This window comes from Psychrobacter sp. M17(2026) (assembly GCF_055699815.1).
On sequence record NZ_CM146741.1, the window covers coordinates 3005583 to 3030106 of the forward strand.

A 24524-nucleotide genomic window follows, 5' to 3' on the forward strand; every position below is an offset into this window, starting at 1 on the left:
TATTGCTTATAAAACACTAAAAAGTTATTCAAGCAAAATTAAGACAAGCAACAAAGACTAGCAGCTAATGTTTACAGCTTCTTAACAGCAGCGTAGTTATTCAGCATGAACGACTGCTTCTAATACTTACTATTTTTTGTAATTACTATTTTCAATAGTTACTACTTATTGTTTTCGCTATCTAAAACATTAGCGACGATATCTGTACGAGTCGCTGACCGTAACCAAGCACTGCGCGAGCGCGGATTGGTAGCGATCTCAGCTTTGCTTGGACCGACACGCTTGGGCTTACCAAAGTAGCGCGGGCGATCAGGACGTATCGGCAGATTCTCATCTTCAGGATACCGCCCTTTACTATGGCGCTGCAAAAACTGCTTAATCAGTCGGTCTTCCAAGGAATGAAAACTAATAACCGCTAATGGTCCACCTGCCTTGATAACTGGAATGCTTTGCTGCAAAAAGCTTTCGACATCGCCTAGCTCATTATTAATAAATATACGCATCGCCTGAAAGCTTTGAGTCGCTGGATGCTTGCCACGTTGCCAATTGGGATGCGCTACCTTAATGACTTCTGCTAACTCTAAAGTAGAAGTATAACTGTCCATAGCTTTTATCGCTCGAGCAATACGGCGACTGTGGCGCTCCTCGCCAAACTCATAGAGCACGTTAGCCAAAGTCTCATCATCCACTTGCTCAAGCCACTCTGAGACGGACTGACCACGGCTGGTATCCATGCGCATATCGACCGCGCCATCACGCATAAAGCTAAAGCCGCGACTGCCATCATCGATCTGCGGCGATGAGATGCCCAAATCTGCCATCAGCCCATCAACTTGAGTAATACCCATCGCGGCTAAGCTGTTGGTCAAAGTTGCAAAACTATCATGCACGATTTTCACCCGACTATCTGTGCTAGCCAATTGCTCAGCCACGCTAATAGCAGTCGGGTCTTTATCAAAAACAATCAGCTGCGCATCGTCAGCTAACTGAGATAGTAACAGTCGACTATGACCGCCACGACCGAAAGTTGCATCGACATAAATGCCGCTCACTTGTAGGCTTTCATTGTCATTATTAGGCAATGACTTGACGCCTAATACGGCGGCAACAGCTTCGTTCAATAATACCGCTTCGTGGTTAAAGCTTAATTCATCGGACATAATTATTGTTTTTCTCTTATTTTAGTGCGTGAATGTTAGATGAATTAAACTAAGTTTTAGATAACGAAACGAATAACTCAATAAATAACGATCCATTAGACTAACAATAGTAAAAATCAGATGAAAATAAACCACTTATCATTGATCTAGCGTTATTATCGCAAGGATACACGGCTAGTCAAGCATCATCTAGGCTTTTCAATAAAAAATATTGACTATCCCTGTTATAATGACGCTATATTTTACGCTATCTGCTACTGTTAATTTTACTTTTTTAACCCTCATTTTTGATTAACAATAATATTCTGAGACTACTATGACCCAAATGACTACTTCTCCTAGCAATCGCCCTATCCGCACCCGTATCGCCCCATCGCCTACTGGCTTTCCGCATGTTGGCACCGCTTATATTGCATTATTTAATTTAGCCTTTGCCAAAGCAAACGGCGGTGAATTCATTCTGCGCATCGAAGATACTGACCAAGTGCGCTCAACCGAGCAGTCTGAGCAAATGATCTTAGACGCGCTGCGTTGGGTCGGTCTTGACTGGGCGGAAGGTCCTGACGTTGGCGGACCACACGCACCGTATCGTCAAAGCGAACGCGCTGACATCTATAAAGAGCACGCGCAAATGCTTCTTGATAGTGACCATGCTTTCCGCTGTTTTTGTAGCAGTGAAGAGCTAGATGCTATGCGTGCTGAGCAAATGGCCAATGGTGAGACGCCACGCTATGACGGTCGCTATGCTAATTTATCACGCGAAGAGTCGGATAAAATGGTCGCTGATGGCAAGCCGTTTGTGATTCGTATGCGTGTGCCAAGCGAAGGGGTTTGTAAAGTTGAAGACATGCTCCGCGGTACGGTTGAGATCCCTTGGGCGCAGGTCGATATGCAAGTGCTGCTCAAGACTGACGGACTGCCCACTTATCATTTAGCCAACGTCGTCGATGATCACTTAATGGAGATCAGCCATGTGATGCGCGGTGAAGAGTGGCTCAACTCTGCGCCAAAGCATCAGCTGCTGTATGAATACTTTGGTTGGGAGATGCCTGTACTCTGCCATATGCCATTACTACGTAACCCTGATAAATCAAAGCTGTCTAAACGTAAAAACCCAACCTCGATCACTTATTATCGTGATGCTGGCGTATTACCAGAAGCGCTACTAAATTATCTAGGTCGTATGGGCTACTCAATGCCTGATGAGGCAGAAAAATTCACCTTAGAGGAAATGATAGCGAGCTTTGATATTCAACGGGTCTCACTTGGCGGCCCTATTTTTGACGTTGAAAAACTAAATTGGCTCAATGCTGAATGGCTACGCGCGCTCACGCCAGAGGAATTAAAAAACAAAATCCTAGAATGGGCAAACGATAGCGATAAACTCACTGCTATGGCAGCCGCTATCCAGCCGCGTATCGAACTACTCTCTGATGCAGTCAACTGGGGTGGCTTTTACTTCCAAAACTTGCCAGCAATCAAAGCAGAAGACTTTAGCCATAAATCGCTCTCCGATGAGCAAATCATGGAAGTACTGCAACTGGCTATTTGGCAATTAGAGGCGCTACCGACTTGGTCCGAAGAAAACATCTATGCGACTATCAAAGGGTTATCTGCTGCGCTTGATATTAAGATGCGTGACTTTATCGCCCCGTTCTTTATCGCTATCGCGGGTAGCTCATCGTCAACGCCTGTGATGAACTCAATGTGGATCATCGGTGCGGATATGACCTTGATACGCTTGCGTCATGCGGTCGATACTCTTGGCGGTTTGGGTAAGAAAAAGCTGAAGAAGCTTGAGAAGACAGCAGCAGATTTGCCTGATTTTTTGGTTGATGCAGATGAATAAGGTTAAAAAGTATTTTGGTTTGTAGGCTAGGTTTTTAACCCAGCTATAAAATTACGAACGAAGAAAACTATCTGACACGAGAAAAGCGTGGGTTTTGTAAAAGCAAAGCCCATGCTTTTCTTATTAAACGTAACCTACCATCTAACGCATAATTGGAAATAAATATGGTCGCCAAAACTGTCACTATAGAAAGCAAAGATTATGTCTTTAACACGCTCAAAGAAGCGCAAAAATACTATGATGCAATTGTAAAAGAGCTATACGATGCCAAGCTAACCCTCACAACTGGTCAAGACTTTGAAGATTTAAAGTGGATACATACCACCTACTGTAACTATAGCAGTCATAATACAGACCCAATAAAAACATCCGCTATCGCAGGCTTTAAAGGCATAAGCACAGTAAGACAAAATGGTGGGCAATATATCCAAACCACGTGTTGTGCCATTGTTTTTTCAGATGATACAGAAGAGGAATTCTTTATCGATAAAGCTATTAAAGAGATTGCTATCAAGCAAAATCCACGCTAATTTTCGATGATTAAGCTTTTGTAGTATCTGCCATGTGCACTAGCCATAAAGTTATAATTATTCATCGGTGCATGGAACGCACCCTACAACGACTCAAGTCTCAAAAGGCTTTTTATGAAATACCCAACCGTAATAGACCCTGACCAAGTCGGAGAATACGATGAAGCCGCTTACTCAGGTGGCGGCTATTTCTTCGATGAAGTACTAGAATATCGCGTTTGGTGCTATCCTGAGCAAGACGCAAATGAGGTAGATGCTGACGGTAGTTTTTTAATTGCTAATGAATATTACCGCGCTTTTGTGACTTTCGAGCAAGCGCTATTATTCGCTAATGACACGCCAGATTCAAGAACGCCAGTTGCTCTAGTTAGGCAGCTAGAATGGATTGATCAACCCTCACGAGGGGTTTATATTCATAATAAAGGTGAGCGTATTACCGAATGGCAGGCAAACTGGTTAGTTCGTGGTATCAGACAAGCGAACGATATCAGTGAGTTTTTGTTAAAGAATAAAAAGGCTCGATAATTATATGGTGAACCGAAAATCAGACTTTTAGAACGGTATCTTATGTAGTCTTAACTATTATTTTTCTCAAGGAATACTCTTATCATGGCTAATAAGAATAATATTGAGCAAGAATATTTGGTTTCCGATGACTATAACTCGCTAATTGTGATTGAAGATGAACAGTTAAAAAGCTTAGCATATAATAAAGAGTTAGAGTTTTTTGAAGGTCTTGCTATTTGGGTTGATAAAGAAATATATGTTTGTCTTGAGCGTTGTAATGATGCCAATATCCGACTTATAGAGTTAAAAAAATTGTTAAGCAATTCGAAAGATTGGGACAAAAGAATGCGCAACTTTTGCGCAGAAAAACTTATTAAATCTGCTCGTTATTGGCAAGAGAAATATGACATAAATAGTACTCCTATCTCACAAGAAAATTTTGCTCACAGAGTATTTTTGAAAGATATTTCTATGTGGGGTAATGGCGATTTTACTGCTTATTATGATGATAATAGTATGCTTCGAGACAATATCATTATAGTAGATGGTAATATGAATGGTAGGCTAATGGACGCGTACACGCCTAACTAATATCTTTTCTAAATACTCTCTTCTGACCTTATTCATATAGTTTTTACTTCTATTCACATAATTATCACTTAATTTAAAATTAGCTATTGACAACATCGCTGCACTTGCCTAAAATACGCACACTCTTAGCGAGGGGCTATAGCTCAGTTGGTAGAGCACTTGCATGGCATGCAAGGGGTCAACGGTTCGACTCCGTTTAGCTCCACCATCTATTTATTGTTAGCTTTACTATAATAAATATCGCTAGTAGGACAGTATCAGCACCTAGGCAAGGCTTGTTAGTAATAGATAAGCATTCTGATATTGTGAAGTACCGTTGTAGCGTTATTGAAAAATAATAGTTATAACACTCTATGCGTCCCCATCGTCTAGAGGCCTAGGACACCGCCCTTTCACGGCGGTAACGGGGGTTCGAATCCCCCTGGGGACGCCACTATTCGGCGTCACTTATTAGCACTTTTGCTTAGCATTATTAAGCATCAGATCAGACTAATAAGGTGCACTCTAAAAAGCCCAATCATTTATTTGATTGGGCTTTTTTTTGCGTGATTATTTCTCTCACTTTTTATAGTTTGATGGTTTTATGACGTGCAGACAGACTATAATCAATTATTCACTCTTTTCTTAGAACAAAATTATGACTAATACTGACCATAAGACCAAGAGCTTAGACGCAATTAATAAAAACGATGCAATACAGATAAAACAAGCTATCACACAAGTCTGCGACTCTTACAATATAACTTGCCTGCACGCTATTGAGAGCGGTAGTCGGGCTTGGGGTTTTGCCTCACCTGATAGTGATTACGATGTACGCCTACTTTATTGTCATCCGCTTAATTGGTATTTGAATCTATTTGATAATAAAGATACTTTTGAATTTATCGAAGAGGATTTATTATCGGTACCTTTTGATATTGGCGGTTGGGATATAAAAAAGGCTTTAACGCTTATCTATAAGTCTAATGCGGTGATATTTGAGTGGTTACACTCCCCTATTACTTATCAACAGCGCTCAGAGCTGATAGATACTTTAAAAATAATAAGTTTAGACTATTTTAAACCGATTACTGTTTTTCATCATTATCAAGGTATGGCCAAGACCGCGAGTATCGGGCTTGATTTGACAGCCTCTATTAAGCTAAAGAAGCTGTTTTATTTGTTGCGAGCACTCTTGGCTGCCAAATGGGTCATTACTTACGAGACACCACCACCTGTGGTTATGAGTGAAATGTTTGAGCTGATTAATGATGAAGCGCAATCGGCTATCTTACAGCTCATAGCGCTCAAAAGTAGTTGCGATGAGCGTCATACCTTACACATATCACTATTATTACAAAATGCTATTGCTCAGCTATGGCTTGATATAGACCAGCCTGTATTCAAAGAAAAGCCCAAAGCAGATGCAGGCGCTCTAAATGAGTTTTTTCAGCAAGTGCTTTATACGCAATAAAAGTATTACGTAAATAAACGGTGAGATTAACAGCGATGGCAATAGATTCAATAGCACCTCCACTCACGATAGAATATCTAAAATCTGAGAATTTAATTTTATTAGAATGTATTTCGGGCAGTCGAGCTTATGGCTTAGCGACCGCTGAGTCGGACACTGATATTAAAGGCGTGTTTTATTTACCAAAATCACACTATTTTGGCTTACATAATAATTACGTGCCACAAGTGAGTAATGTGACCAATGATATCGTCTATTATGAATTAGGCCGATATATCGAGCTGCTGTTGCAGAATAATCCAAACATGATGGAGCTGTTGGCGACTCCAGCTGAAAAGATACTTTATCGGCATCCTGTGATGGACAGCTTCTTGTCTGAGTGGTTTATTAGCAAGTTGTGTAAAAATACCTTTGCAGGGTTTGCTAATAGTCAGATTAAAAAAGCGCGTGGACTTAACAAAAAAATCGTAAATCCAATGGATAAAGAGAAAAAGTCGATTTTAGAGTTTTGCTCAGTATTTGCGAATAATCATAGCATTCCACTAGCTAACTGGCTAAAAGAGCAACCTTTTAGTCAAAGTCAAATCGGTCTGGTAGTCATGCCAAAATCTACGCAAATGTATGCGATGTATGTTGATGCTGACGATAAGCTAAACTTTTCAGGATTGATTCAAAAACCTGAAGCTACTCAGCTTAAGCTTAGTGCTATTCCTAAAGGTATGATCCCGATAGCTTATCTATCCTTTAATGCGCACGGCTTTAGTAAATATTGTAATGATTACGCCACCTATTGGCAGTGGGTAAGCGATCGTAATGAAGTACGCTATCAGACGACAGTCACGCATGGCAAACAGTACGATGCCAAAAATATGATGCACACCATTCGCTTGCTTGAGATGGCTTATGATATTGCTATTACTGGGCAAGTTATCGTTGAGCGTCCCAATCGTGATGAGTTGCTGGCGATAAAATCAGGTGCTAGCGATTATGATGCGCTGTTAATGCAAGCTGAACAGCTAACCCAGAAAATCGAAACTGCTTTTGCCAATAGCGCTCTGCCTGATTATCCTCATACTCAAAAAACTTTATCTACATTAGTGACTGTAAGAGATCAACTTTATGATTTACCTAAACTTCTAAAAGATAAATTTAGCGACAAGTAGGTGCCTACTAGGATTACAATCGAGCCAATAATAGCGCCAATATCTAATGCTTCACCGAGCAGTAAATATCCTAAAATAATCGCAAAGATAGGAATGACTAAAGTAATGCTGGTCGCGCGCATCGGGCCAATGCTTTTGATCAGCTGATTCATAAACACCAGCGCGATAGCAGTAGAGAACACGCCGATACAAATAACGGATACCCATGCCTTTACGCTAATACTAGCGCCATAGGGGAAGTTATAGGCGGCGACAGGGAGCATGACTAAGCTGGCTATAATCAGCGAGCCTGCGGTAATCGCTACAGGTGAGATATCTTCTAAGTAATTCCTAGTAATATTAGCACCGACCGCATAGCCCACTGCACCTAATAGCGCATAGCCCATCGGTAGCAAATTTGAGCTCAAATCTTGGGCTCCTGACTCAGAAAATAAGCTCTCGCTCATCAAGATGACTACCCCAATTACGCCAATAATTAAGCCTACTATTTGCTTTTTAGCGAGTTTTTCATTAAAAAAGGTACTGGCAATAAAACCGCTCATCATCGGCACCGCAGCGTTGAGTACTGCTAATACACCTGCATTGACAGTCTGCGCTGAAAAGGAAAATAAGATAAATGGAATCGCGGCAGAGAATAAGCCTACGATAGTGAGTATCTTCCATCGCTCTTTGATACCTGCGCGATCTTTTGAGCTGACTATTAAGAAGATAACCATAGTCAGACCTGCAAAGATCACTCGCAAACTGGCAAAGGCTAATGAGCCAAATTCAGGAACGCCTACGCGATAAAATACAAAAGATATCGACCACATAAAGGACAGGGTAATAAATATAATCAGGTCGCGTCTGCTCATCGTTTACTCAATAGTGATATTTATCTTTTTGCCTGACATGGCTTGAAACTGCTACTCTCATAAAGCCACGATGATAGCGTTTTAAACGCACAAAAGGTGGTGTATTTGTGTACTGATAGTCAATGTAGAGGAAATGGATTTTGAGAATTAAGATTTATTGAGATATAGGTTTCATTAAAATAGCTATTTTGATATAGGCTAGATTTTTACCCCAGCAAATTTACCTAAATCATTTAAAGTAAACTTTTTAAAAAACCCTTTCAACTAGCAAAATAAGCAGACAGCCTACGGCATAACAGACTAAATCCTCTACACTAAAAGTATTACCCAAGACAATATAAGGCACACTACCCTGCTCAAATCCCAAACGCTCCGCCAATTTAAAATATTGGCTAAATTCGATAGCAAAAGCGAATATCAGCGTAAATAAGATCACTGCCTTTCTATTAAAATTAACGATAGTCATCAAGGCGCTATATATCAATATAACGACCAATACATCACCTAGGTAATGCCTTATCCAGCCACCCGTATATTTGGCAATCGCTATCTCAACTAAGAAAAGCACAATAGCTAATAAGAGATAGCCGAAGTGAAAGCGAAATTTAGTTATTTTTGACAAGGCTTATCCTACGCTTATGACAATTAACAGAACATCAGCGTAGCAAAGAAACAGTCTATTTATTATGAAGTATTAAAGGATTATTTAAGCTAAAACTTATAACTGCTTATTGATTATAGCAGGAGACAAACTCTCTAATGGCCCAGCCCCAATATCTATACCCTCCTTGATAATAACCTTCCAAATAGACCCAAGGACGATCTTTGGAGTCGTAGGTAGTTTTGGTGATATAAACTTCTCGATCGTTACGCAGCTTATTTATAACCTTACCGTTAGGCTCAGCACGTATATCGAGTGGCGTCCCAGTTGGATCCGTTACTTTACAGACTCTCTCAGCATGAGCAGCACTCATCCCAGCGACAATGGTAAAAACTGATAATAGTAATGTACAAGCTAACCTTTTCATATAGAATCCTTTTAACAACAAATGTCTTATTTATTGCAATATATTATCAGCTATTGAGTTAAACAGTAGTAAAAGTTAACTTAAAGTTTTGAAAGCAATTGATTTTGAAGCGCTTAAGCTAATTTAAAATACAGTTACTTGAGCTTGTGTAAATACATTAAAAAGAGTCCTGTCCATGTTCGGTATCGAAAACTACTTAGGATTTATTGCTGCCAGCGTTTTGCTAAATGTCACTCCTGGCACCGATAGCATGTATATCATTACGCGCAGTATCTCTCAGGGTAGCAGAGCGGGATTTTATTCTGTATTGGGCATCACTTCAGGGATTTTGGTACATACGGTTCTAGCAGCGCTAGGGTTATCCATCCTGCTGGCTAACTCTCCCTTTACCTTTATAATCGTCAAATATATTGGCGCTATCTACTTATGTTATTTGGGCTATAAGATGATAATGAATAAAGGTGAGTCGCTATTAGCCAATAGTTTACCAAAAGGTGAACAGCCTACTCGCTCAAAACCGTTAGATCGTTGGAAGATATACCAGCAAGGCGTATTAACCAACGTTTTCAATCCAAAAGTCGCGCTATTTTTTATCGCCTTTTTCCCGCAGTTTATCGACGCAAGCTACGCTTATGTGACGGTATCATTTTTGATGTTAGGCATTAGCTTTGCGATCACTGGCTTTTTATGGTGCTCGTGCTTGGCTTTTTTGGCATCGATATTTAGTAAAAATCTACGTGAGAATCCAGCTATTGAGTCAATATTAAATAAGATCGGCGGTGTGGTATTTATTGGGATGGGGATTAAGCTGTTGACTGAGAGGGGTTGAATAATTGAATAGAACTAAAGCCGAACATCTTTTACTTGTCCTTGCTCATATCGCAAAATATTTGCATCTGCTGTCATCAAAGTAAGTTTTTCAAGCTTTGACTGAACAAGCAATAGTCTGTCGAAAGGGTCGCCATGTATTAGCGGTAAGCTGCCTATAGCACAAACGTGATTAATAGTAATAGGTAACTCAATAAAACCAAGCCTTAATAGCTCTCCTGCAATTTGTTTCGGATCATAGCTAAAGTCGGGCTTACCTAAACTTGCTTTGATTGATAACTCCCAAATACTCGCAACACTGAAATATAGCCCAGAGCTAATATCATTGAGAATATCTACAGTTTCTATCGATAATTTATCTGTATTACCTGTCAAAAACCAGAGCAGCACATGAGTATCAAGCAGATACATTATAAATTACTCTTATTGAACATATCAGCTATCTCATCTTCGAATAAATGATCAAAGCTATCAGGAATAACAATACTATCTTTTAAAGTGCCCATTTCACGTTTAGTTGACGGCATATCTAAAGGTACAAGCTTTACTTGTGGTACACCAGCTTTTGCAATGATAACAGGCTGACCTAATAGCTTCACATCTTCGATAATGCGTGATAGATGCGTTTTAGCTTCATTAATGTTGACCGATTTTATATCTAATGGGGTTAGATTAGTCATAGCAATTCTCCATTTATCAACTACTTGCTAAACCAAGTCTTTTTACTTAGTTTACTACTTTAGTCTATACCTATAAGATAACTAAGTATAGTAAGCGTTAGAGTAGGCGTACTCTTAAAATTCTTATAGATAATGACAAAAAAGCGTAACTCGCCATTTTAGCTGTAGGGTGCATTCCACGCACCGATATATTATAAAATTTTTCAAACCATAACTAATATTAGCTAGAACGAGATGTTACCACTAGCCGTGACTTAAGAGCCGTTTAAAAATTGCACTGCAAACTGCGAACATAGCTCTTGTCTTGCGTCGGGGTAAGCGTTTCCCAAACACTTATTTTATCCTTCCTCACAACAAAAAACCCCAACATAAGGTTGAGGTTTTATTTTTTAAGAACTATTTAAAAGTTAACCAGCTTCCATACTCTCAGCAGCGAGTTGACGTAACACATAGTGCAATACCCCACCATGACGCACGTATTCGCGCTCTTTTGGTGTCTGTAGCATGACGTTGACATCGAAGCTTTCAGTTGAGCCATCAGCACGAGTAGCAGTGACTTTTGCTGTTTTGCTCTCACCATTATCAAGACCTGTAATACTCATAACCTCAGAGCCATCAAGCTTATAAGTCTCTGCGTTTTCACCCTCTTTAAAGGTCAATGGCAACACACCCATACCGACTAAGTTTGAACGGTGAATACGCTCAAATGAGCTGGTCAATACCGCTTTTACTCCGAGCAAAATAGTACCTTTGGCTGCCCAGTCACGACTTGAACCAGAGCCATACTCGCTACCGCCAAGTACCACGAGTGGACGCTTGTCTTCTTTATACTTCATCGCCGCATCATAGATAGCCATTTCTTGACCGTCTTGTAATGTCGCTTTGTCACCGTTGAAGTAATACGTATAACCGCCCTCTTTGCCACCCATCATTGAGTTTTTGATACGGATGTTCGCAAAGGTACCGCGTGTCATCACCGCATCGTTGCCACGGCGTGAGCCATAACTATTAAAGTCGGCTTCCATTACGCCGCGCTCTTGCAAGTACTTGCCCGCAGGAGAGCCAGCATCGATATTACCAGCAGGCGAGATATGATCTGTGGTGATCGAATCACCGAATAGACCTAAAATACGCGCGCCTTCGATATCAGGAATACCTTCTGGCTCCATAGTCATACCATCAAAGAACGGTGGGTTCTTGATATAAGTAGACGTCTCCTCCCATGGATACAGCTGGCTATCGGCTGAGCTAATAGCGTTCCATGCGGCACTACCGTCGAACACTTCACCGTAATTTTTACGGAACATATCCGCATCGATATTATTAGCGATTAGCTCGTTAATCTCTTCTGAGGTCGGCCAGATATCTTTTAAGAACACATCATTGCCGTCTTGGTCTTGTCCTAGTGGCTGCGTCGTCAAATCGATATCGACCGTACCTGCCAGCGCATAAGCGACAACCAATGGCGGCGATGCCAAGTAGCTTGCTTTTACATGTGAGTGAATACGACCTTCAAAGTTACGGTTACCTGAGAGTACAGCAGCGGCGACCAAATCTTTTTCTTCAATGCCTTTTTCGATCGACTCTAAGAGCGGTCCTGAGTTACCAATACAAGTGGTACAACCATAGCCGACTAAGTAAAAGCCTGTTTTTTCAAGCTCGTCCATTAACTTAGACTTTTCAAGATAATCAGTCACCACCTTCGAACCAGGTGCCAACGAGGTTTTAACCCAAGGCTTGGCTTTTAGACCTTTTGCAGCGGCTTTTTTCGCCACCAACCCTGCCCCAATCATAACCGCAGGGTTTGAGGTGTTAGTACACGAGGTGATAGCGGCGATAACGACCGAACCATCACGCAGCTTATGGCTTTTATCATCGATATTGACATCAGAGTAGACGTTAGGCTTAGCATAGAGTCTATCGGCTTGCTCTTGCTCGCCGCCTTCTTCATCAAAACGCTCTTTACCTTTGATTTCCGATTTGCGATCTTTGGTCATTTTTTCTAGCGTTTCGCCAAATTTTTCGTGCATATCAGATAGATTGATACGCTGCTGTGGTAAGTTAGGACCTGCAAGTGCAGGCTGTACCGATGATAAATCTAGCTCAAGCTTACTTGAATAAGTCGCAGCTGGCGTATCAGCATCATGCCATAAGCCTTGCGCCTTGGCATACTGCTCAACGAGCTTAATTTGGCTCTCTTCGCGACCTGATAGACGCAGATAATCAATCGCCATTTGGTCAATCGGGAAGATACCACAAGTCGCACCATACTCTGGTGACATATTGGCAATGGTGGCACGATCAGCCAGCGGCATACTATGCAGACCTTCGCCAAAGAATTCAACGAACTTACCCACGACACCATGGGCTCGTAGCATTTCAACCACGCGCAATACCAAATCCGTTGCGGTAACGCCTTCGTTAAGCTTACCTTTTAGCTCAAAACCGACCACTTGTGGAATAAGCATTGAGGACGGTTGACCAAGCATTGCCGCTTCCGCTTCAATACCGCCGACACCCCAACCAAGCACGCCGATACCATTAATCATCGTTGTGTGACTATCCGTACCGAACACCGTGTCAGGATAAGCGGTCAGCTCGCCGTCGACATCAGCAGCCATCACCACGCGTGCTAGATACTCTAAGTTAACCTGATGCACAATACCGGTGGCTGGTGGTACAACAACGAAGTTTTTAAAGGCATTCTTGCCCCAATGCAAAAACTCATAGCGCTCATTGTTGCGTTTAAACTCAATCTTTTCATTCAAATCTAACGCATCTTCGCGGCCGTAAGCGTCAACTTGTACCGAGTGATCGACGACCAACTCACTTGGGATAAAGGGATTAATCTGTTCGGCTTTACCGCCTAATTCAACAACAGCATCACGCATGGCTGCGAGATCGACTACTGAGGGCACGCCTGTGAAATCTTGCAGCACGACACGGGCTGGCATAAAGGCGATCTCTTTTGACGCTTCTGCGCCTGCGTCCCAATTAGCGACCGCTTCGATATGGTCTTTGCCAACAGACTGACCGTCATCCTCATTACGTAATAAGTTTTCTAAAACAACTTTCATGCAAAAGGGTAACTTACTAATATTTTCGTAAGTTTCAGTTAATTTTGGCAAGCTGTAATAGGCATGATCCTTGCCGTCAACACTCAAAGTGTTTTTTACATTGAAGATATCACTCATGGTAGCTTCCTTATCTACTAAGTAGAATGTTATGAATTTATTTTTATGACAGGTGGCTATACTTCTAAATTCTATTCATCTAAGTTTTAGTCATTAAGCTTTACTTATCTCGTGGTAAATATTTAACGAGACCTTTTATTAAAATCTTAATAATTAATAGTATTACCCTTTTACTATAACAACTAACCCTACACTTGTTAACCTTATCTAGTTAGTGAATGGTAACTAATTACGAGAAAAAACAGCTATTTAACCTTTTTAACATCAACTTATTTACTTGATTCTCGACGACCACTGCGAAACACGTAGCTATCATCATAAAAGCTAGGATCAGCGTTCTCTGACCAAAAGTGTGGCACGCCCAAAACAGGTAGGGGCGCAAGCTGACGCGGAGTAACGTTGTCTTGTGATAATAACTCATTCATATATATGGCAAGCTGGTCATCCAAATAAGAGATGCGCTCAGGCAAAGATAATGCAAAGAAATCAGCCGCTACATTAATAACCACGCTATGCGCACACAAAGGTTTGCGCGGTTGTATTAACTGTTCGAGCAAGGCATGACCAAAAATATAAACGGCAGCTTGAGAATGTGTATCACGTTTTTTGGGATTATCCCACTTATCACGCGGTACAACTAAACTTGCCTGCCAGTCAAAATTAATCAATGCCTCACCTATATTAGGGTCAGCGGTCACGAGTATCGCACCATTTTCGTCAAAGACAGTGATAGTATCGCGTACTCGCCCGCGTCTTGCACCTTTACCATCCTCATGACACGCTGCAATCTCTAGCATATGATAATAATTTAGTAGCGCTTTAGTTTTAGGAAAAGTTAGCCAAATGCTACCGTTAAATAAATCATGCAAATTATCTCGCGTCGGAATCTTGCCTGTGCTCCCAATAAACTGCTCATAGCCTACGCCCTCAGGCAAGGCGTTTTTCGAGACAAACTTTAAACGATGAGCTTGGTTGTCTTCTACAGGTTTCGTAGTTGGCAATGGGTTTTGGCAGTCTTCACTTTGCCACTTTAAAGCTGTATTTAATACTTTGGCAATGACATCTATTTGAGTATCTAAGCTAGCAGTATTAGCTAGTTGCTTATCGGCTTTATTAACATTAGCGTTAGCATCACTCAGCTGCTTTATAGTGGCACTTAGATAGCTTAATTGATTTATGTGAGCCAACCAAGGCGCTTGCCAGTCGATAGGAGCAAAGCTTGCATCAAGTTGGTTATAAGAATAAGAGCTTGAGAAATCGTTATTAATCGAGTTAGCAATAGTCATAATTAGAATCTCAAAATAAGTATCTTAGAGTCTGTAGTAGATTGGCCTATGGTATCATAGGGCGCTTTTTTAATAGCAGCTGACCTCTTATTTAGAGCACTACTCGAGACCCTTTTTATGGCCAATTTCAACACCCATCTTAATGGCGCATTTGCCGTGAGTGGTATCGCCGCTTTGACCATTTATAAAACTGGATTGATAGATGATTCGGGGTTTTTGATGTGCGTAGCGCTCGGCACGATAGGTGGACTCTTACCTGATTTGGATTCGGACAACTCGACACCGATCAAGCTTGGCTTTAATCTAGCTTCCTTTATGTTTGCTTTTGGGCTAGTGATGCACTGGCGTGATGAGTTAAGCCTATTAGCACTTATGGCGTTATGGCTGGCGGGCTATGGTTTTATGCGCTACGTAGTGTTTTATATCTTTACCACCATGACGGTGCATCGCGGGGTCATTCATTCGGTGCCTTATATGGCAATCCTAGGTCTAGGGCTGACTTGCTTGAGTTATTTTGTCATGGATAATGCTCTGACTACCAGCTGGTTTTATGGGCTATTTCTGTTTGGTGGCGCACTGGTACATCTAAGCCTTGATGAGCTATATAGCGTTAATTTATCAGGCATGAAAATGAAGCGCTCTTCAGGTACCGCGATGAAGTTCTATCAGCATCGAGATAAATGGTGGTATTTGCTGCTGTATGCAGTAATAGCCGTGCTCTTATACTTTGCACCGCCTTTCGAGCCGTTTTGGGAGCAAATGCGTGACCCAGCGCCATGGGCTCAGCTTAGAGTAGGTATGTTACCGAATATCCTAGAAGACTATTTTCGTTAAGAGAAATCACTATTATTTGTAGGGTGCTTTTTAAGCACCAGAAAGCTATTGGTGTAAAAATTACTTTATTCAACTTTCAAATAAAACCCTTTAAGTAAATATTTCTATTATTAAAATTTCATTCTAAATGATGCATGGAATGCACCCCCTACGATAAACCATATTCAGTCAGAGTAAATTATGCAACTATGCCCTTGCCAAGTCTCGCCAAAGTTAGATTTCTTAATACAGCCCATAGCTTATAGCGACTGCTGTCAGCCGTATCACGATAGTTTACTTGATAACAGTAGTGATAAAGCTGATGGTATCAAAGCCGAAAGTGCTGAGCGTCTCATGCGTACGCGTTATAGTGCTTTTGTGTTGGTGAAGCCAGAATATATCGTCAAGACTACTTTACCTGCGCAGCAAGCATTACTTGATACTAAGTCTATAGAATCATGGGCACGTGAGACCAATTGGGCAGGATTAGAGATTGTCAGTCATACTGCAAAGCTAGGTAAGCGTCATGCACAAGTTGAGTTTAAAGCGTTTTATACCCAGTCAAAAGGGCAGCCTGATGGTCAGCAAGCTGCGCATCATGAATTATCTAGTTTCGTAAAGGTAAAAGATAAAACAAGCGAGCGCTGGTACTTTTTAGATCCGACTGTTGATATGAGTGTTAGTCAAAAACAGCCGTGTATTTGTGGGTCTGGGGAGAAGTTTAAGCGGTGTTGTGGCGACTTCATCTAAACACTCGCCCCAACCGATCGTGCAATAGCTATCCCTTCGTCAATCGTTAAAAACTTACGCTGGCTTGGACTGTCTTTAAATAGAATATCGCCATCTCGAAAGATGATGCATTCGTTGACGGCCAGCTGTTGCCATTTTTCATTTTTGGTCAAGGGTACGGTGACTAAGATAGTGACTTTATCAGTATCAGTGGTCACATCACCAAAGTTAATCGCCAGCTCATCATCAGCCAGCTCCGCCTTGCCAAATGGCGCTTGACGGGTGAGATAAAACAATAAGCTACCCGCATAAGCCAATTGCCAATTGCCATTAGATATCAGGCAATTAAACAGCCCATTGGCCGATAGATAACGGCATTGAGTGGTCAAAAAGTTAAATAGAGTCCGATCATCAGGACGCGATTTAAAGCTGCTCTTAAGGCGATTGATTAAGTAGCAAAATGCCATTTCAGAATCAGTAGTACCGACAGGCTGGCAGTATTCAGCATTGCCATTGTCTTGCAAACGCTGACAGCGCTGAATAAAAGACTTATTCATCTGACCATTATGGGCAAACACCCACTGCTCGCCCCATACTTCACGGACAAAGGGATGGGTGTTAGCCAAGCAGTTTTGACCTTGAGTGGCCTTACGGATATGAGCGATGACATTTATCGCCTTGATCGGATAGTTATTGACCAAATCTGCGACAGGCGACTCATGGCTAGGGCGATTATCATGGAACAGACGCAGCCCCGTTGAAGCGTTATTATTGTCAGCGCAGTCACTACGCTCAAAAAACGCAATACCAAAACCATCTTCGTGGCTGTCCGTCACGCCGCCGCGCCGACGAAACCCTGCAAAGCTAAAGCCGATATCGGTTGGGACATTACAGTTCATACCTAAAAGTTGACACATTTACAGAGTACCGCCTTTATTCATTGTGCTGCTATCGCTTATCGTTTGGCTTGATGAAGTGTCGTTACTGATACCTAATTCGGCATCACTCATCTGAGCGAGCAGGCTTGCGCCATCAGCACCATCATTATTGACGCTTTGTAGGATGTGCTGAGCTTGTGCTAGATCGGTTTTTTCAACCCACAATACAATGCCAGAGTTCATGCCTGGTATAGCGCTTAGCGGTTGCAACGAAACCGTAACGCCATTATTACGTAATAGGTTCGCATGTAGCTCGCCTTGCATATTGGTGTCGTAGCGCGCCAGCTGGTGCCAATTATCAGCTTCATTAGTCATAAGGGTATCCTTAGATTCTGCAAGATTGGGTTCTGCGTGCTTAGCCATTGCAAGATTTGGAAGTCTGTAAGTGGCTAAGACTTTTAGAATAGATAAGGTCAATTCAGAATAGGCCTATAAAAAGGGGGAGAATAAAATTAAACCAATTGATTCATTGTATATTCTTTAACCAGCGCTAGGGTAGCTATATCATTACTAATCCCAGCTTTCTATCACTTGATATAAATCAGCTAAAAGCTTTATTGATAACTAACAAACCCTTGTGACCAATTGATTTGACCTAGCGGATACTCATCAATATGAAAACCGTTTGGATAATCTATAAAACCAGGCTGTGACTTTAATTGATCTATAGCTGCTTGAGCCTGTTTGCTAGTAGCAAATACTCCGATAAGTTTAAAATCTTCTACGTCATTATCTTTGTTGTCATCTTTATAGCGAGCATGTTCAAGCACATATACAGTATTTTGCGATTTTTCGACATGCGAGAAGTGATAAGCGGCAAGGCGTTTCATTAAGTCAGGGTTTTTGACCATGATATTATCGCCCGTACGTCCCTCGGTGCGATTATAATGAATGACATTAAGGCGCAGTAGCCAGAATATCACTGCCGCTTTGGCAAGCATCACCGGTAGCGCCTGTTTTTCATCAAAATTAAGCACGCGCTTGGATTCATACCCCTTCAAAAAAGCACTCATTTTACTACGGTCAAAATTTACTGTCTCGCCTTGCTCAGCATCGCCCCAAGTCGTACAAAAGTCATTGATAGTGATGGCAATATCCATCACATAATGATCGACACTGACCTCAGTAAAATCAAGTAAGCCCGTCAGTTTTGCATTGGCTTGTTGACCATTGTTAGAGGGCAAATTCTGTGCTGGCAGGTTTTGTGATGGTAAGTCCCACAAGGTATTATCAGCAAACATATCAAGATGACACAGACCTTTTGGCAAGGTATCAAGTGGCAAATCCGTATAAGACTGCCAAATATCACCCATCAGTTTGGCTTCATCACCAGGCATAAATTGAATTTCGCGATCACGAACCTCACTCCAGGGATAAAGCGCTACGCCATAATCCTCGCTTGGTTGCAGCGCCTGCAAGGTTTCATGCAGCAGGGCTAACGCTGCGCCAATCTCGTGACACATCGCTTGGGTAGTTTGCTTGGGATGTGCGCCAGCTAAGCAAGGCACTAAGGTAATAGCTTTATTATCGTAATGGATGACGTAGCTTTTTTGGTTCGTATTATCATCTGCTTTATCATTGACTAGAGCCAATGGCGCAGCAACGGGCAGTTTACCTTGCAATTGATTAAGGATAACCGCCATTTTTTCGATATCACTTGGTGGACGCTCTTCAAACAAGGTGAAGACATAAGAGTGATCGCCATCGTTATCATCCGTGGTTTGAATAAACCAGTTTGAGTTTTTGATACCTTGGGTAATAGGAATAGCACGGGCAAAAGACACGCCAAAGTTTTGACAAAATGCAGCAAACTGCTCATTAGTAAGTTGAGTATAGACAGACATGGACGCTCTCGTAAGAATTGATAAATAAATGAGAATTAGGAATGAGGATAAGGCTATTATACCTAAAATACTTGGGCTTACACCCTAGTGCGCTAAATGTCTTTAAGATTTTAGGATTAGGACTGTACCTTCAAGGCTTAAAAAACAGAAATGTTTTTATGACTTAAACAAGCCTGCATAAACTACTTATTTTTAGCAATCTCTAAGCCTTTTTCAATCGATAAATAGACAGGCTGATCGGGTACATCTTGATAAACAATGTCGCCCTTGGCAAATATCACGCACTCATTAATAGCTAGCTGCTGCCAATTCTCATCACTGGTTAATGGCGTAGTCGCAAGTATAGTAATCACATCGTCAGACTTGTTAACTTGAGCGAAATCGATAGTGACATCAGCATCAATAAGCGTCGCTGAGCCAAACGGCGCTTGCCGAGTGACGTAAAACAGTAAAGTTGTCGCATAACTCAGTAGCCAATCGCCATTAGATAATAGACAGTTAAAAAGACCATAACCAGCCAAAAATCGACACTGCTTTGTCAAAAAGTCAAACATCGTCTTATCATCAGGCTTATGCTCAAAACGCTCTTTTAGCTGGTTAAGCAAATAGCAAAAGGCAAACTCGGAATCCGTATCGCCTACTGGGCAATAATAGCGCGACACTCCTTGCTTGATAGCATCGTTATCACTCGCCTGCTTAATAGTCATTTTACCATTATGAGAAAACACCCAAGACTCGCCCCATATCTCACGAATAAAGGGATGAGCATTACGCAACAGACTATCATCTGACTTACGCAGATGCACGATAGTGGTTAAAGCTTTAACTTTAGTGAGGCTCACCAGTTCAGCAATTGGCGAGTCCATAGCCGCGCGATCATCACAATACAGTCGTAGCCCTGTCGGCTCAAAATAAGCCACGCCAAAGCCCTCAGTATGATCATCAGTCAAGCCGCCACGACAACGAAAGCCTGTAAAGGAAAAGCTAATATCGGCAGGGTTTTTGCTGTTCATAGCGAACAATTGACACATAAGGAGCCTTAATATTTTTTTAAAATTTCAATTATCAAATTTTTGAACTTTGAGAGGTTAAACAATAACTTTATTATATATAAATTCAAATAAATGATAGTTAAAAGTTTTGTTAGCTTTGTAGTTTTAAGAAAATTAAAGTAGTTATAAAATAGATAGCTTAAATGTCGATTACCATGATATCAGCTTGCTAATTTTGGTAAAATGCATCGATAAATACCTTTATGGTTTTAAATTAATAAGTGAGACCCTATGCTAGCAAAACGTATTATTCCATGTTTGGATGTAGATAATGGTCGCGTGGTAAAAGGTGTTCAGTTCGTCGATATTATTGATGCAGGTGATCCTGTCGAAGTCGCTAGACGCTATAACGAACAAGGCGCTGATGAGATTACTTTTTTAGATATTACGGCGACCAGCGACGCGCGTGATACTACCTATCATACGGTTGAGCGTATGGCAGAAAGCGTCTTTGTACCGCTAACTGTCGGTGGCGGCGTACGTAAGGTCGCTGATATCCGTAACCTGCTTAATGCAGGCGCAGATAAAGTGGCGATCAACTCAGCAGCTGTTTTTACTCCTGAATTCGTAGGGGAAGCGGCACAAAAATTTGGCAACCAATGTATCGTCGTGGCTATCGATGCTAAGCAAGTCGCTGATATTATGATCGATGGTATCCTGCAACCACGTTGGGAAATCTTTACCCATGGCGGTCGTAAGCCGACAGGCATAGATGCGATTGCTTGGGCGTCTAAAATGGCAGAGCTGGGCGCTGGTGAATTATTAGTCACTTCAATGGATGGGGATGGTACCAAAAAGGGCTACGATTTAGCCTTAATGAAGCAGATTACTAGCCATGTCAACGTACCAGTAATCGCTTCAGGTGGTGTCGGTAATTTGCAGCATTTAGCCGATGGCGTATTACAAGGTGGCGTCGATGCGGTACTTGCTGCTAGTATCTTTCACTTCGGTGAGCACACTGTTTTAGAGGCAAAGCGCTATATGGCAGCACAAGGTATACCGATGCGCCTATAAGACAGTAGTGGCTGTGTAAAACACAATTTTATCTAGAAAAATGCTATCATAGCGCTACCTATTTATTGATGATAATTCATCTCAGCACATTTACGATAAAAACGATTCATAATAAAGGATAACTCTATGTCAAATTTACAACAACAGCGCGATGCCGTCACTCATATCGATGGTAACTTGCACCAAAATGCTGACGTTCGTGTCGGTATAGTGGTCGCCCGTTTCAACGGTTTTGTGGTTGAGTCACTAGTAGATGGCGCTATCGATGCGCTATTACGTCATGGCGTATTGGGTAGCAATATCACTGTCGTCCGAGTACCTGGCGCTTTTGAGTTACCGCTAGTCGCCCAGCGCGCTGCTGAATCAGATCGTTTTGACGCTATTGTCGCTTTGGGCGCTATTATCCGTGGTAGCACCCCACATTTTGACTTTGTGGCCAGCGAATCCGCTAAAGGCTTAAGTAGTGTTGCTACCGATTATAATATCCCTGTCGCTAATGGCGTATTGACCACCGATAGCATCGAGCAAGCGATTGAACGTGCTGGCACCAAAGCTGGTAATAAAGGCTCAGAAGCGGCTATGGTTGTACTTGAGATGATCGCGGTATTATCACAGTTAGATATCGATGATAGCGATGAAGACGACGCTTAATTTGAAGCGCTCGTAGTTTAATCATTTTAAAAAATTAATGAGCGCTATGCCACTATCATAGCGCTCATGCTCTAAAACGGACTGGCAAAATTTACCAGTCGACTACTATTTAACAGCATTGTTTCTTATTAATAATACGCTCCAAAACCATTTATTAACGACCCTATTTAACATATTAACACCTAGGTACTGACCCTTATGACTGACCAACTCAAGCAAGCTATTAACGCTGCAAAAACCGCTCAAAACCATACCGACATGGATTTGAAGTCCGAACAAGCCGAAGCGATTCGTCTGGCAAGCAGTAGTGCTGGTGAGCAGAGCTTCGATATGAGTGAGTCGACTTATAAGACTAGCCACACGGCGGTACGAAAGGCGCGTCGCTTTGCTATGCAAGGCTTGTATGAGTGGCTAGTTACCGATCGTCGCTTTGATACCTCAGGTAAGATGGGCTGGAAAGACAATGCCCCACATGATATCGCAGCGCGTACGCGTGCCACTAATGCGATGCATACAGTACATATTGGCTATTATCATGAGATGATGCATGATATCCCAGAGCAAATTGATGCTTTAGATGCGCTGATTAGCCAGCATCTAGACCGTGAAGTGGATCAGCTCGATACCGTTGAGCACGCTATTTTATTGATTGGTGCTTATGAGCTACAAAACCGCTTAGAGATTCCTTATAAAGTCGTGATGGACGAAGCGATGAAGCTGAATAATCACTTTGGAGCGACCGACGCGCATAAATTAATCAATGCGGTACTGGATAGAATAGCCATTGAATTGCGTAGTCTTGAAGTAGAAGCTGACACCAAAGCCAATAAGCGCAACTCACAAAAGCCTGCGGTTACAAAAATATCAGCACCAACGCCAGTCAACGGAACAGCGCTAGCTGCCGAAACTGAGACAGCTGATGCCTCTACTAAGCCCCGAATTAGCGCTAATAAAGCAGGCGTTAAGCGTAAGCGCCCAAGCAAAGCTACCGCTGGCACTAGTACCAAAGCTGCGATCGCTAATGCAAAGGCTCAATCCATCAATACAAAAACAGACACCACGAAAACAGATAATGTAACACCAGCTGCTATCGTTGAAGAGACCAGCACAATTACTATCAACGAAACCGTTAATACTCAAAATATAGAGACTAATACGGAAACTGATATAAAAACTGGTACAGAAACTTTAGATACGGCTAGTATCGTTGCTGCCAGTGTAAGTGAGTCAATAGCAGAGGCACATGATGGTAGTATCGATGATGATACTGCTCATCCAGAAAACACTGTTAATAAAGATAACGACTAGTCATGACTGAATTTGAGCTAATTGAGCGCATATTTCTTAAGCTGCAAGCTGATTTATCTTTGCCTACTGATATCAGTCAAGGCATCAATAAAGGCATCGGTGATGACGCTGCCGTAATGAGCTTGCCAGCTGACGCGCGGCTGGTGAGTTGCATCGATACGCTCGTGCAAGGCCGACACTTTAGCGCAGATTGGGACGAGGTTAACGCGTTAGCATTCTCTATTGGCTATAAAGCAGTTGCCGTCAATATCTCAGATTTAGCCGCTATGGGCGCCGCGCCGCACAGCATCTTACTAGCATTAGCTTTGCCTGAGCGCTTAGCTAATGAGCTATGGCTAACTGAATTTGCTAAGGGCTTATTTCATGCCTGCAAGCTATTCAATGTGGCGCTGATCGGTGGTGATACGACTCGTAGTGATAGCTTAATATTGAGTGTTAGCGCTCAAGGGCTATTAGAGAAAAACACCCCAGCAGTCTATCGCTCAGGTGCGCAAGTGGGTGACAAGGTCTATGTATCGGGTACGCTTGGTGATGCCGCTTATGCTTTGAGAAACCTAGATAATGCCCATAATACTAGTGCTCAAGAGCTTGTCCATCGCTTACATATGCCAACGCCGCGTATCACATTAGGTGCTGCGTTAGCAAAAATTGGCGCGACCGCCATGATAGATATCTCTGACGGGCTGTATCAGGACTTAGGTCATATCTGTCAGCAGAGTGGCGTTGCGATGCGCGTCAATCTTGAGCAGCTACCGGTTAGTGAGCCGTTAGCAAAAGTCGATTTGGCCCAGCGTTTATTGTGTCAGTTAACGGGTGGCGATGATTACGAGCTAGCTTTTACTTTGCCTGCTAATGTCGAGCTACCTATTAGTAATACTCAAGTCACTTGCATTGGTGAAGTTATCGCTACTGCTGATAATGCTGATAGAAACTCTACCACCCCATTACATCCACAGTTATTTTATCAAAATCAAGCCGTCACTCAGGCAAACCCAGCACCTTTTACCATGCTTCCCACTTTGACGGGTTATCAACACTTTGCAGGTTAAGCT

General features: G+C 42.0%; 25 protein-coding genes and 2 tRNA genes. 15 read left to right on the forward strand and 12 right to left on the reverse strand.

Annotated elements, in window-relative coordinates; all coding sequences use genetic code 11:
- Positions 1-161 precede the first annotated feature (161 nt).
- Positions 162-1160: a 16S rRNA (cytosine(1402)-N(4))-methyltransferase RsmH gene (gene rsmH / locus ACR63T_RS12815; protein WP_472784224.1), complete on the reverse strand. Its 999-nt coding sequence runs from the start codon at positions 1158-1160 to the stop codon at positions 162-164.
- Positions 1161-1485: 325 nt separating this feature from the next.
- Here rsmH and gltX point away from each other — a divergent pair, with 325 nt between their 5' ends.
- The 8 genes from gltX to ACR63T_RS12855 all read left to right on the forward strand — a co-directional run bounded on the left by gltX (position 1486) and on the right by ACR63T_RS12855 (position 7253).
- Positions 1486-3009, forward strand: coding sequence for a glutamate--tRNA ligase (gene gltX, locus ACR63T_RS12820; RefSeq protein WP_472784225.1), 1524 nt, complete (start codon positions 1486-1488; stop codon positions 3007-3009).
- A gap of 164 nt (positions 3010-3173) precedes the next feature.
- Positions 3174-3539 carry a hypothetical protein gene (locus tag ACR63T_RS12825; RefSeq protein ID WP_472784226.1) on the forward strand — a complete coding sequence of 122 codons (366 nt, stop codon included), beginning with the start codon at positions 3174-3176 and terminating at the stop codon, positions 3537-3539.
- A 114-nt stretch (positions 3540-3653) separates the two neighbouring features.
- Positions 3654-4064 (forward strand): hypothetical protein, encoded by a 411-nt coding sequence (locus tag ACR63T_RS12830; RefSeq protein ID WP_472784227.1) that lies wholly within the window; start codon positions 3654-3656, stop codon positions 4062-4064.
- A gap of 84 nt (positions 4065-4148) precedes the next feature.
- Positions 4149-4637 carry a DUF2262 domain-containing protein gene (locus ACR63T_RS12835; protein WP_472784228.1) on the forward strand — a complete coding sequence of 163 codons (489 nt, stop codon included), beginning with the start codon at positions 4149-4151 and terminating at the stop codon, positions 4635-4637.
- Between the two features lie 132 nt (positions 4638-4769).
- Positions 4770-4845: transfer RNA gene (locus ACR63T_RS12840), tRNA-Ala, on the forward strand.
- Between the two features lie 149 nt (positions 4846-4994).
- Positions 4995-5070 (forward strand) — tRNA-Glu (locus tag ACR63T_RS12845).
- 204 nt (positions 5071-5274) lie between these two features.
- Positions 5275-6090 carry a nucleotidyltransferase domain-containing protein gene (locus ACR63T_RS12850; RefSeq protein WP_472784229.1) on the forward strand — a complete coding sequence of 272 codons (816 nt, stop codon included), beginning with the start codon at positions 5275-5277 and terminating at the stop codon, positions 6088-6090.
- 35 nt (positions 6091-6125) lie between these two features.
- A complete protein-coding gene (locus tag ACR63T_RS12855) occupies positions 6126-7253 on the forward strand; it encodes a DNA polymerase beta superfamily protein (protein WP_472784230.1) in 1128 nt (375 codons plus the stop codon).
- Here the strand turns inward: ACR63T_RS12855 and ACR63T_RS12860 are convergent.
- The 3 genes from ACR63T_RS12860 to ACR63T_RS12870 all read right to left on the reverse strand — a co-directional run bounded on the left by ACR63T_RS12860 (position 7208) and on the right by ACR63T_RS12870 (position 9135).
- Complete coding sequence (locus tag ACR63T_RS12860; RefSeq protein ID WP_472784231.1) at positions 7208-8107, reverse strand: DMT family transporter; 900 nt, start codon at positions 8105-8107, stop codon at positions 7208-7210. The genes ACR63T_RS12855 and ACR63T_RS12860 overlap by 46 nt on opposite strands.
- A 247-nt stretch (positions 8108-8354) precedes the next feature.
- Positions 8355-8729 (reverse strand): ribosomal maturation YjgA family protein, encoded by a 375-nt coding sequence (locus ACR63T_RS12865; RefSeq protein WP_472784232.1) that lies wholly within the window; start codon positions 8727-8729, stop codon positions 8355-8357.
- A 106-nt stretch (positions 8730-8835) separates the two neighbouring features.
- Positions 8836-9135: a hypothetical protein gene (locus ACR63T_RS12870; protein WP_472784233.1), complete on the reverse strand. Its 300-nt coding sequence runs from the start codon at positions 9133-9135 to the stop codon at positions 8836-8838.
- 175 nt (positions 9136-9310) lie between these two features.
- Between ACR63T_RS12870 and ACR63T_RS12875 the strand changes: the two genes are divergently transcribed.
- Positions 9311-9964, forward strand: a complete 654-nt coding sequence (locus ACR63T_RS12875) for a LysE family translocator (protein ID WP_472784234.1) — start codon at positions 9311-9313, stop codon at positions 9962-9964.
- Positions 9965-9978: 14 nt separating this feature from the next.
- Here the strand turns inward: ACR63T_RS12875 and ACR63T_RS12880 are convergent, their stop codons facing one another.
- The 4 genes from ACR63T_RS12880 to ACR63T_RS12895 all read right to left on the reverse strand — a co-directional run bounded on the left by ACR63T_RS12880 (position 9979) and on the right by ACR63T_RS12895 (position 15123).
- Complete coding sequence (locus ACR63T_RS12880; RefSeq protein ID WP_472784235.1) at positions 9979-10374, reverse strand: type II toxin-antitoxin system VapC family toxin; 396 nt, start codon at positions 10372-10374, stop codon at positions 9979-9981.
- Complete coding sequence (locus ACR63T_RS12885) at positions 10374-10643, reverse strand: type II toxin-antitoxin system Phd/YefM family antitoxin (RefSeq protein WP_472784236.1); 270 nt, start codon at positions 10641-10643, stop codon at positions 10374-10376. The genes ACR63T_RS12880 and ACR63T_RS12885 overlap by 1 nt, the downstream gene beginning before the upstream one ends.
- 407 nt (positions 10644-11050) lie before the next feature.
- Positions 11051-13837 (reverse strand): aconitate hydratase AcnA, encoded by a 2787-nt coding sequence (acnA, locus tag ACR63T_RS12890; protein WP_472784237.1) that lies wholly within the window; start codon positions 13835-13837, stop codon positions 11051-11053.
- Between the two features lie 269 nt (positions 13838-14106).
- Entirely contained in the window at positions 14107-15123 is a 1017-nt protein-coding gene (locus ACR63T_RS12895) for a DUF3025 domain-containing protein (RefSeq protein ID WP_472784238.1), read from the reverse strand.
- A gap of 117 nt (positions 15124-15240) precedes the next feature.
- Here ACR63T_RS12895 and ACR63T_RS12900 point away from each other — a divergent pair, with 117 nt between their 5' ends.
- Together ACR63T_RS12900 and ACR63T_RS12905 are read left to right on the forward strand one after the other, a co-directional pair.
- A complete protein-coding gene (locus tag ACR63T_RS12900; RefSeq protein ID WP_472784239.1) occupies positions 15241-15957 on the forward strand; it encodes a metal-dependent hydrolase in 717 nt (238 codons plus the stop codon).
- Between the two features lie 180 nt (positions 15958-16137).
- On the forward strand, positions 16138-16686 hold the full coding sequence (locus ACR63T_RS12905) for a YchJ family protein (RefSeq protein WP_201570522.1): 549 nt from the start codon (positions 16138-16140) through the stop codon (positions 16684-16686).
- Here the strand turns inward: ACR63T_RS12905 and ACR63T_RS12910 are convergent.
- From ACR63T_RS12910 to ACR63T_RS12925, 4 genes are all read right to left on the reverse strand, one after another.
- Positions 16683-17582: a class II glutamine amidotransferase gene (locus ACR63T_RS12910; protein ID WP_305899115.1), complete on the reverse strand. Its 900-nt coding sequence runs from the start codon at positions 17580-17582 to the stop codon at positions 16683-16685. The two genes, ACR63T_RS12905 and ACR63T_RS12910, sit on opposite strands and share 4 nt — an antisense overlap.
- Entirely contained in the window at positions 17583-17918 is a 336-nt protein-coding gene (locus tag ACR63T_RS12915; RefSeq protein WP_472784240.1) for a hypothetical protein, read from the reverse strand.
- A 239-nt stretch (positions 17919-18157) separates the two neighbouring features.
- Complete coding sequence (locus ACR63T_RS12920) at positions 18158-19447, reverse strand: homoserine kinase (RefSeq protein ID WP_472784241.1); 1290 nt, start codon at positions 19445-19447, stop codon at positions 18158-18160.
- A 182-nt stretch (positions 19448-19629) separates the two neighbouring features.
- Complete coding sequence (locus tag ACR63T_RS12925) at positions 19630-20478, reverse strand: class II glutamine amidotransferase (RefSeq protein WP_472784242.1); 849 nt, start codon at positions 20476-20478, stop codon at positions 19630-19632.
- Between the two features lie 252 nt (positions 20479-20730).
- Here ACR63T_RS12925 and hisF point away from each other — a divergent pair, with 252 nt between their 5' ends.
- From hisF to thiL, 4 genes are all read left to right on the forward strand, one after another.
- On the forward strand, positions 20731-21513 hold the full coding sequence (gene hisF / locus ACR63T_RS12930) for an imidazole glycerol phosphate synthase subunit HisF (protein ID WP_472784243.1): 783 nt from the start codon (positions 20731-20733) through the stop codon (positions 21511-21513).
- A gap of 126 nt (positions 21514-21639) precedes the next feature.
- The gene (ribH, locus tag ACR63T_RS12935) at positions 21640-22164 is read left to right on the forward strand and encodes a 6,7-dimethyl-8-ribityllumazine synthase (RefSeq protein WP_201570527.1); all 525 of its coding nucleotides are present in this window, start codon (positions 21640-21642) and stop codon (positions 22162-22164) included.
- A gap of 198 nt (positions 22165-22362) precedes the next feature.
- A complete protein-coding gene (gene nusB, locus ACR63T_RS12940; protein ID WP_472784244.1) occupies positions 22363-23472 on the forward strand; it encodes a transcription antitermination factor NusB in 1110 nt (369 codons plus the stop codon).
- A 2-nt stretch (positions 23473-23474) separates the two neighbouring features.
- Complete coding sequence (gene thiL / locus ACR63T_RS12945; RefSeq protein ID WP_201570531.1) at positions 23475-24521, forward strand: thiamine-phosphate kinase; 1047 nt, start codon at positions 23475-23477, stop codon at positions 24519-24521.
- Positions 24522-24524 lie beyond the last annotated feature (3 nt).

Bases quoted from the DNA above. Each gene is read 5' to 3' on its own strand.
- ACR63T_RS12900 (WP_472784239.1), top strand. From the start codon at position 15,241: ATGGCCAATTTCAACACCCATCTTAATGGCGCATTTGCCGTGAGTGGT.
- ACR63T_RS12925 (WP_472784242.1), bottom strand. From the start codon at position 20,478: ATGTGTCAATTGTTCGCTATGAACAGCAAAAACCCTGCCGATATTAGC.
- ACR63T_RS12875 (WP_472784234.1), top strand. From the start codon at position 9,311: ATGTTCGGTATCGAAAACTACTTAGGATTTATTGCTGCCAGCGTTTTG.
- ACR63T_RS12825 (WP_472784226.1), top strand. From the start codon at position 3,174: ATGGTCGCCAAAACTGTCACTATAGAAAGCAAAGATTATGTCTTTAAC.
- ACR63T_RS12855 (WP_472784230.1), top strand. From the start codon at position 6,126: ATGGCAATAGATTCAATAGCACCTCCACTCACGATAGAATATCTAAAA.
- ACR63T_RS12870 (WP_472784233.1), bottom strand. From the start codon at position 9,135: ATGAAAAGGTTAGCTTGTACATTACTATTATCAGTTTTTACCATTGTC.
- nusB (WP_472784244.1), top strand. From the start codon at position 22,363: ATGACTGACCAACTCAAGCAAGCTATTAACGCTGCAAAAACCGCTCAA.
- ACR63T_RS12885 (WP_472784236.1), bottom strand. From the start codon at position 10,643: ATGACTAATCTAACCCCATTAGATATAAAATCGGTCAACATTAATGAA.
- ACR63T_RS12895 (WP_472784238.1), bottom strand. From the start codon at position 15,123: ATGACTATTGCTAACTCGATTAATAACGATTTCTCAAGCTCTTATTCT.
- ACR63T_RS12880 (WP_472784235.1), bottom strand. From the start codon at position 10,374: ATGTATCTGCTTGATACTCATGTGCTGCTCTGGTTTTTGACAGGTAAT.
- gltX (WP_472784225.1), top strand. From the start codon at position 1,486: ATGACTACTTCTCCTAGCAATCGCCCTATCCGCACCCGTATCGCCCCA.
- thiL (WP_201570531.1), top strand. From the start codon at position 23,475: ATGACTGAATTTGAGCTAATTGAGCGCATATTTCTTAAGCTGCAAGCT.
- ACR63T_RS12910 (WP_305899115.1), bottom strand. From the start codon at position 17,582: ATGTGTCAACTTTTAGGTATGAACTGTAATGTCCCAACCGATATCGGC.
- rsmH (WP_472784224.1), bottom strand. From the start codon at position 1,160: ATGTCCGATGAATTAAGCTTTAACCACGAAGCGGTATTATTGAACGAA.
- ACR63T_RS12830 (WP_472784227.1), top strand. From the start codon at position 3,654: ATGAAATACCCAACCGTAATAGACCCTGACCAAGTCGGAGAATACGAT.
- ACR63T_RS12915 (WP_472784240.1), bottom strand. From the start codon at position 17,918: ATGACTAATGAAGCTGATAATTGGCACCAGCTGGCGCGCTACGACACC.
- ACR63T_RS12905 (WP_201570522.1), top strand. From the start codon at position 16,138: ATGCAACTATGCCCTTGCCAAGTCTCGCCAAAGTTAGATTTCTTAATA.
- ACR63T_RS12850 (WP_472784229.1), top strand. From the start codon at position 5,275: ATGACTAATACTGACCATAAGACCAAGAGCTTAGACGCAATTAATAAA.
- ACR63T_RS12860 (WP_472784231.1), bottom strand. From the start codon at position 8,107: ATGAGCAGACGCGACCTGATTATATTTATTACCCTGTCCTTTATGTGG.
- ACR63T_RS12835 (WP_472784228.1), top strand. From the start codon at position 4,149: ATGGCTAATAAGAATAATATTGAGCAAGAATATTTGGTTTCCGATGAC.
- hisF (WP_472784243.1), top strand. From the start codon at position 20,731: ATGCTAGCAAAACGTATTATTCCATGTTTGGATGTAGATAATGGTCGC.
- ribH (WP_201570527.1), top strand. From the start codon at position 21,640: ATGTCAAATTTACAACAACAGCGCGATGCCGTCACTCATATCGATGGT.
- acnA (WP_472784237.1), bottom strand. From the start codon at position 13,837: ATGAGTGATATCTTCAATGTAAAAAACACTTTGAGTGTTGACGGCAAG.
- ACR63T_RS12920 (WP_472784241.1), bottom strand. From the start codon at position 19,447: ATGTCTGTCTATACTCAACTTACTAATGAGCAGTTTGCTGCATTTTGT.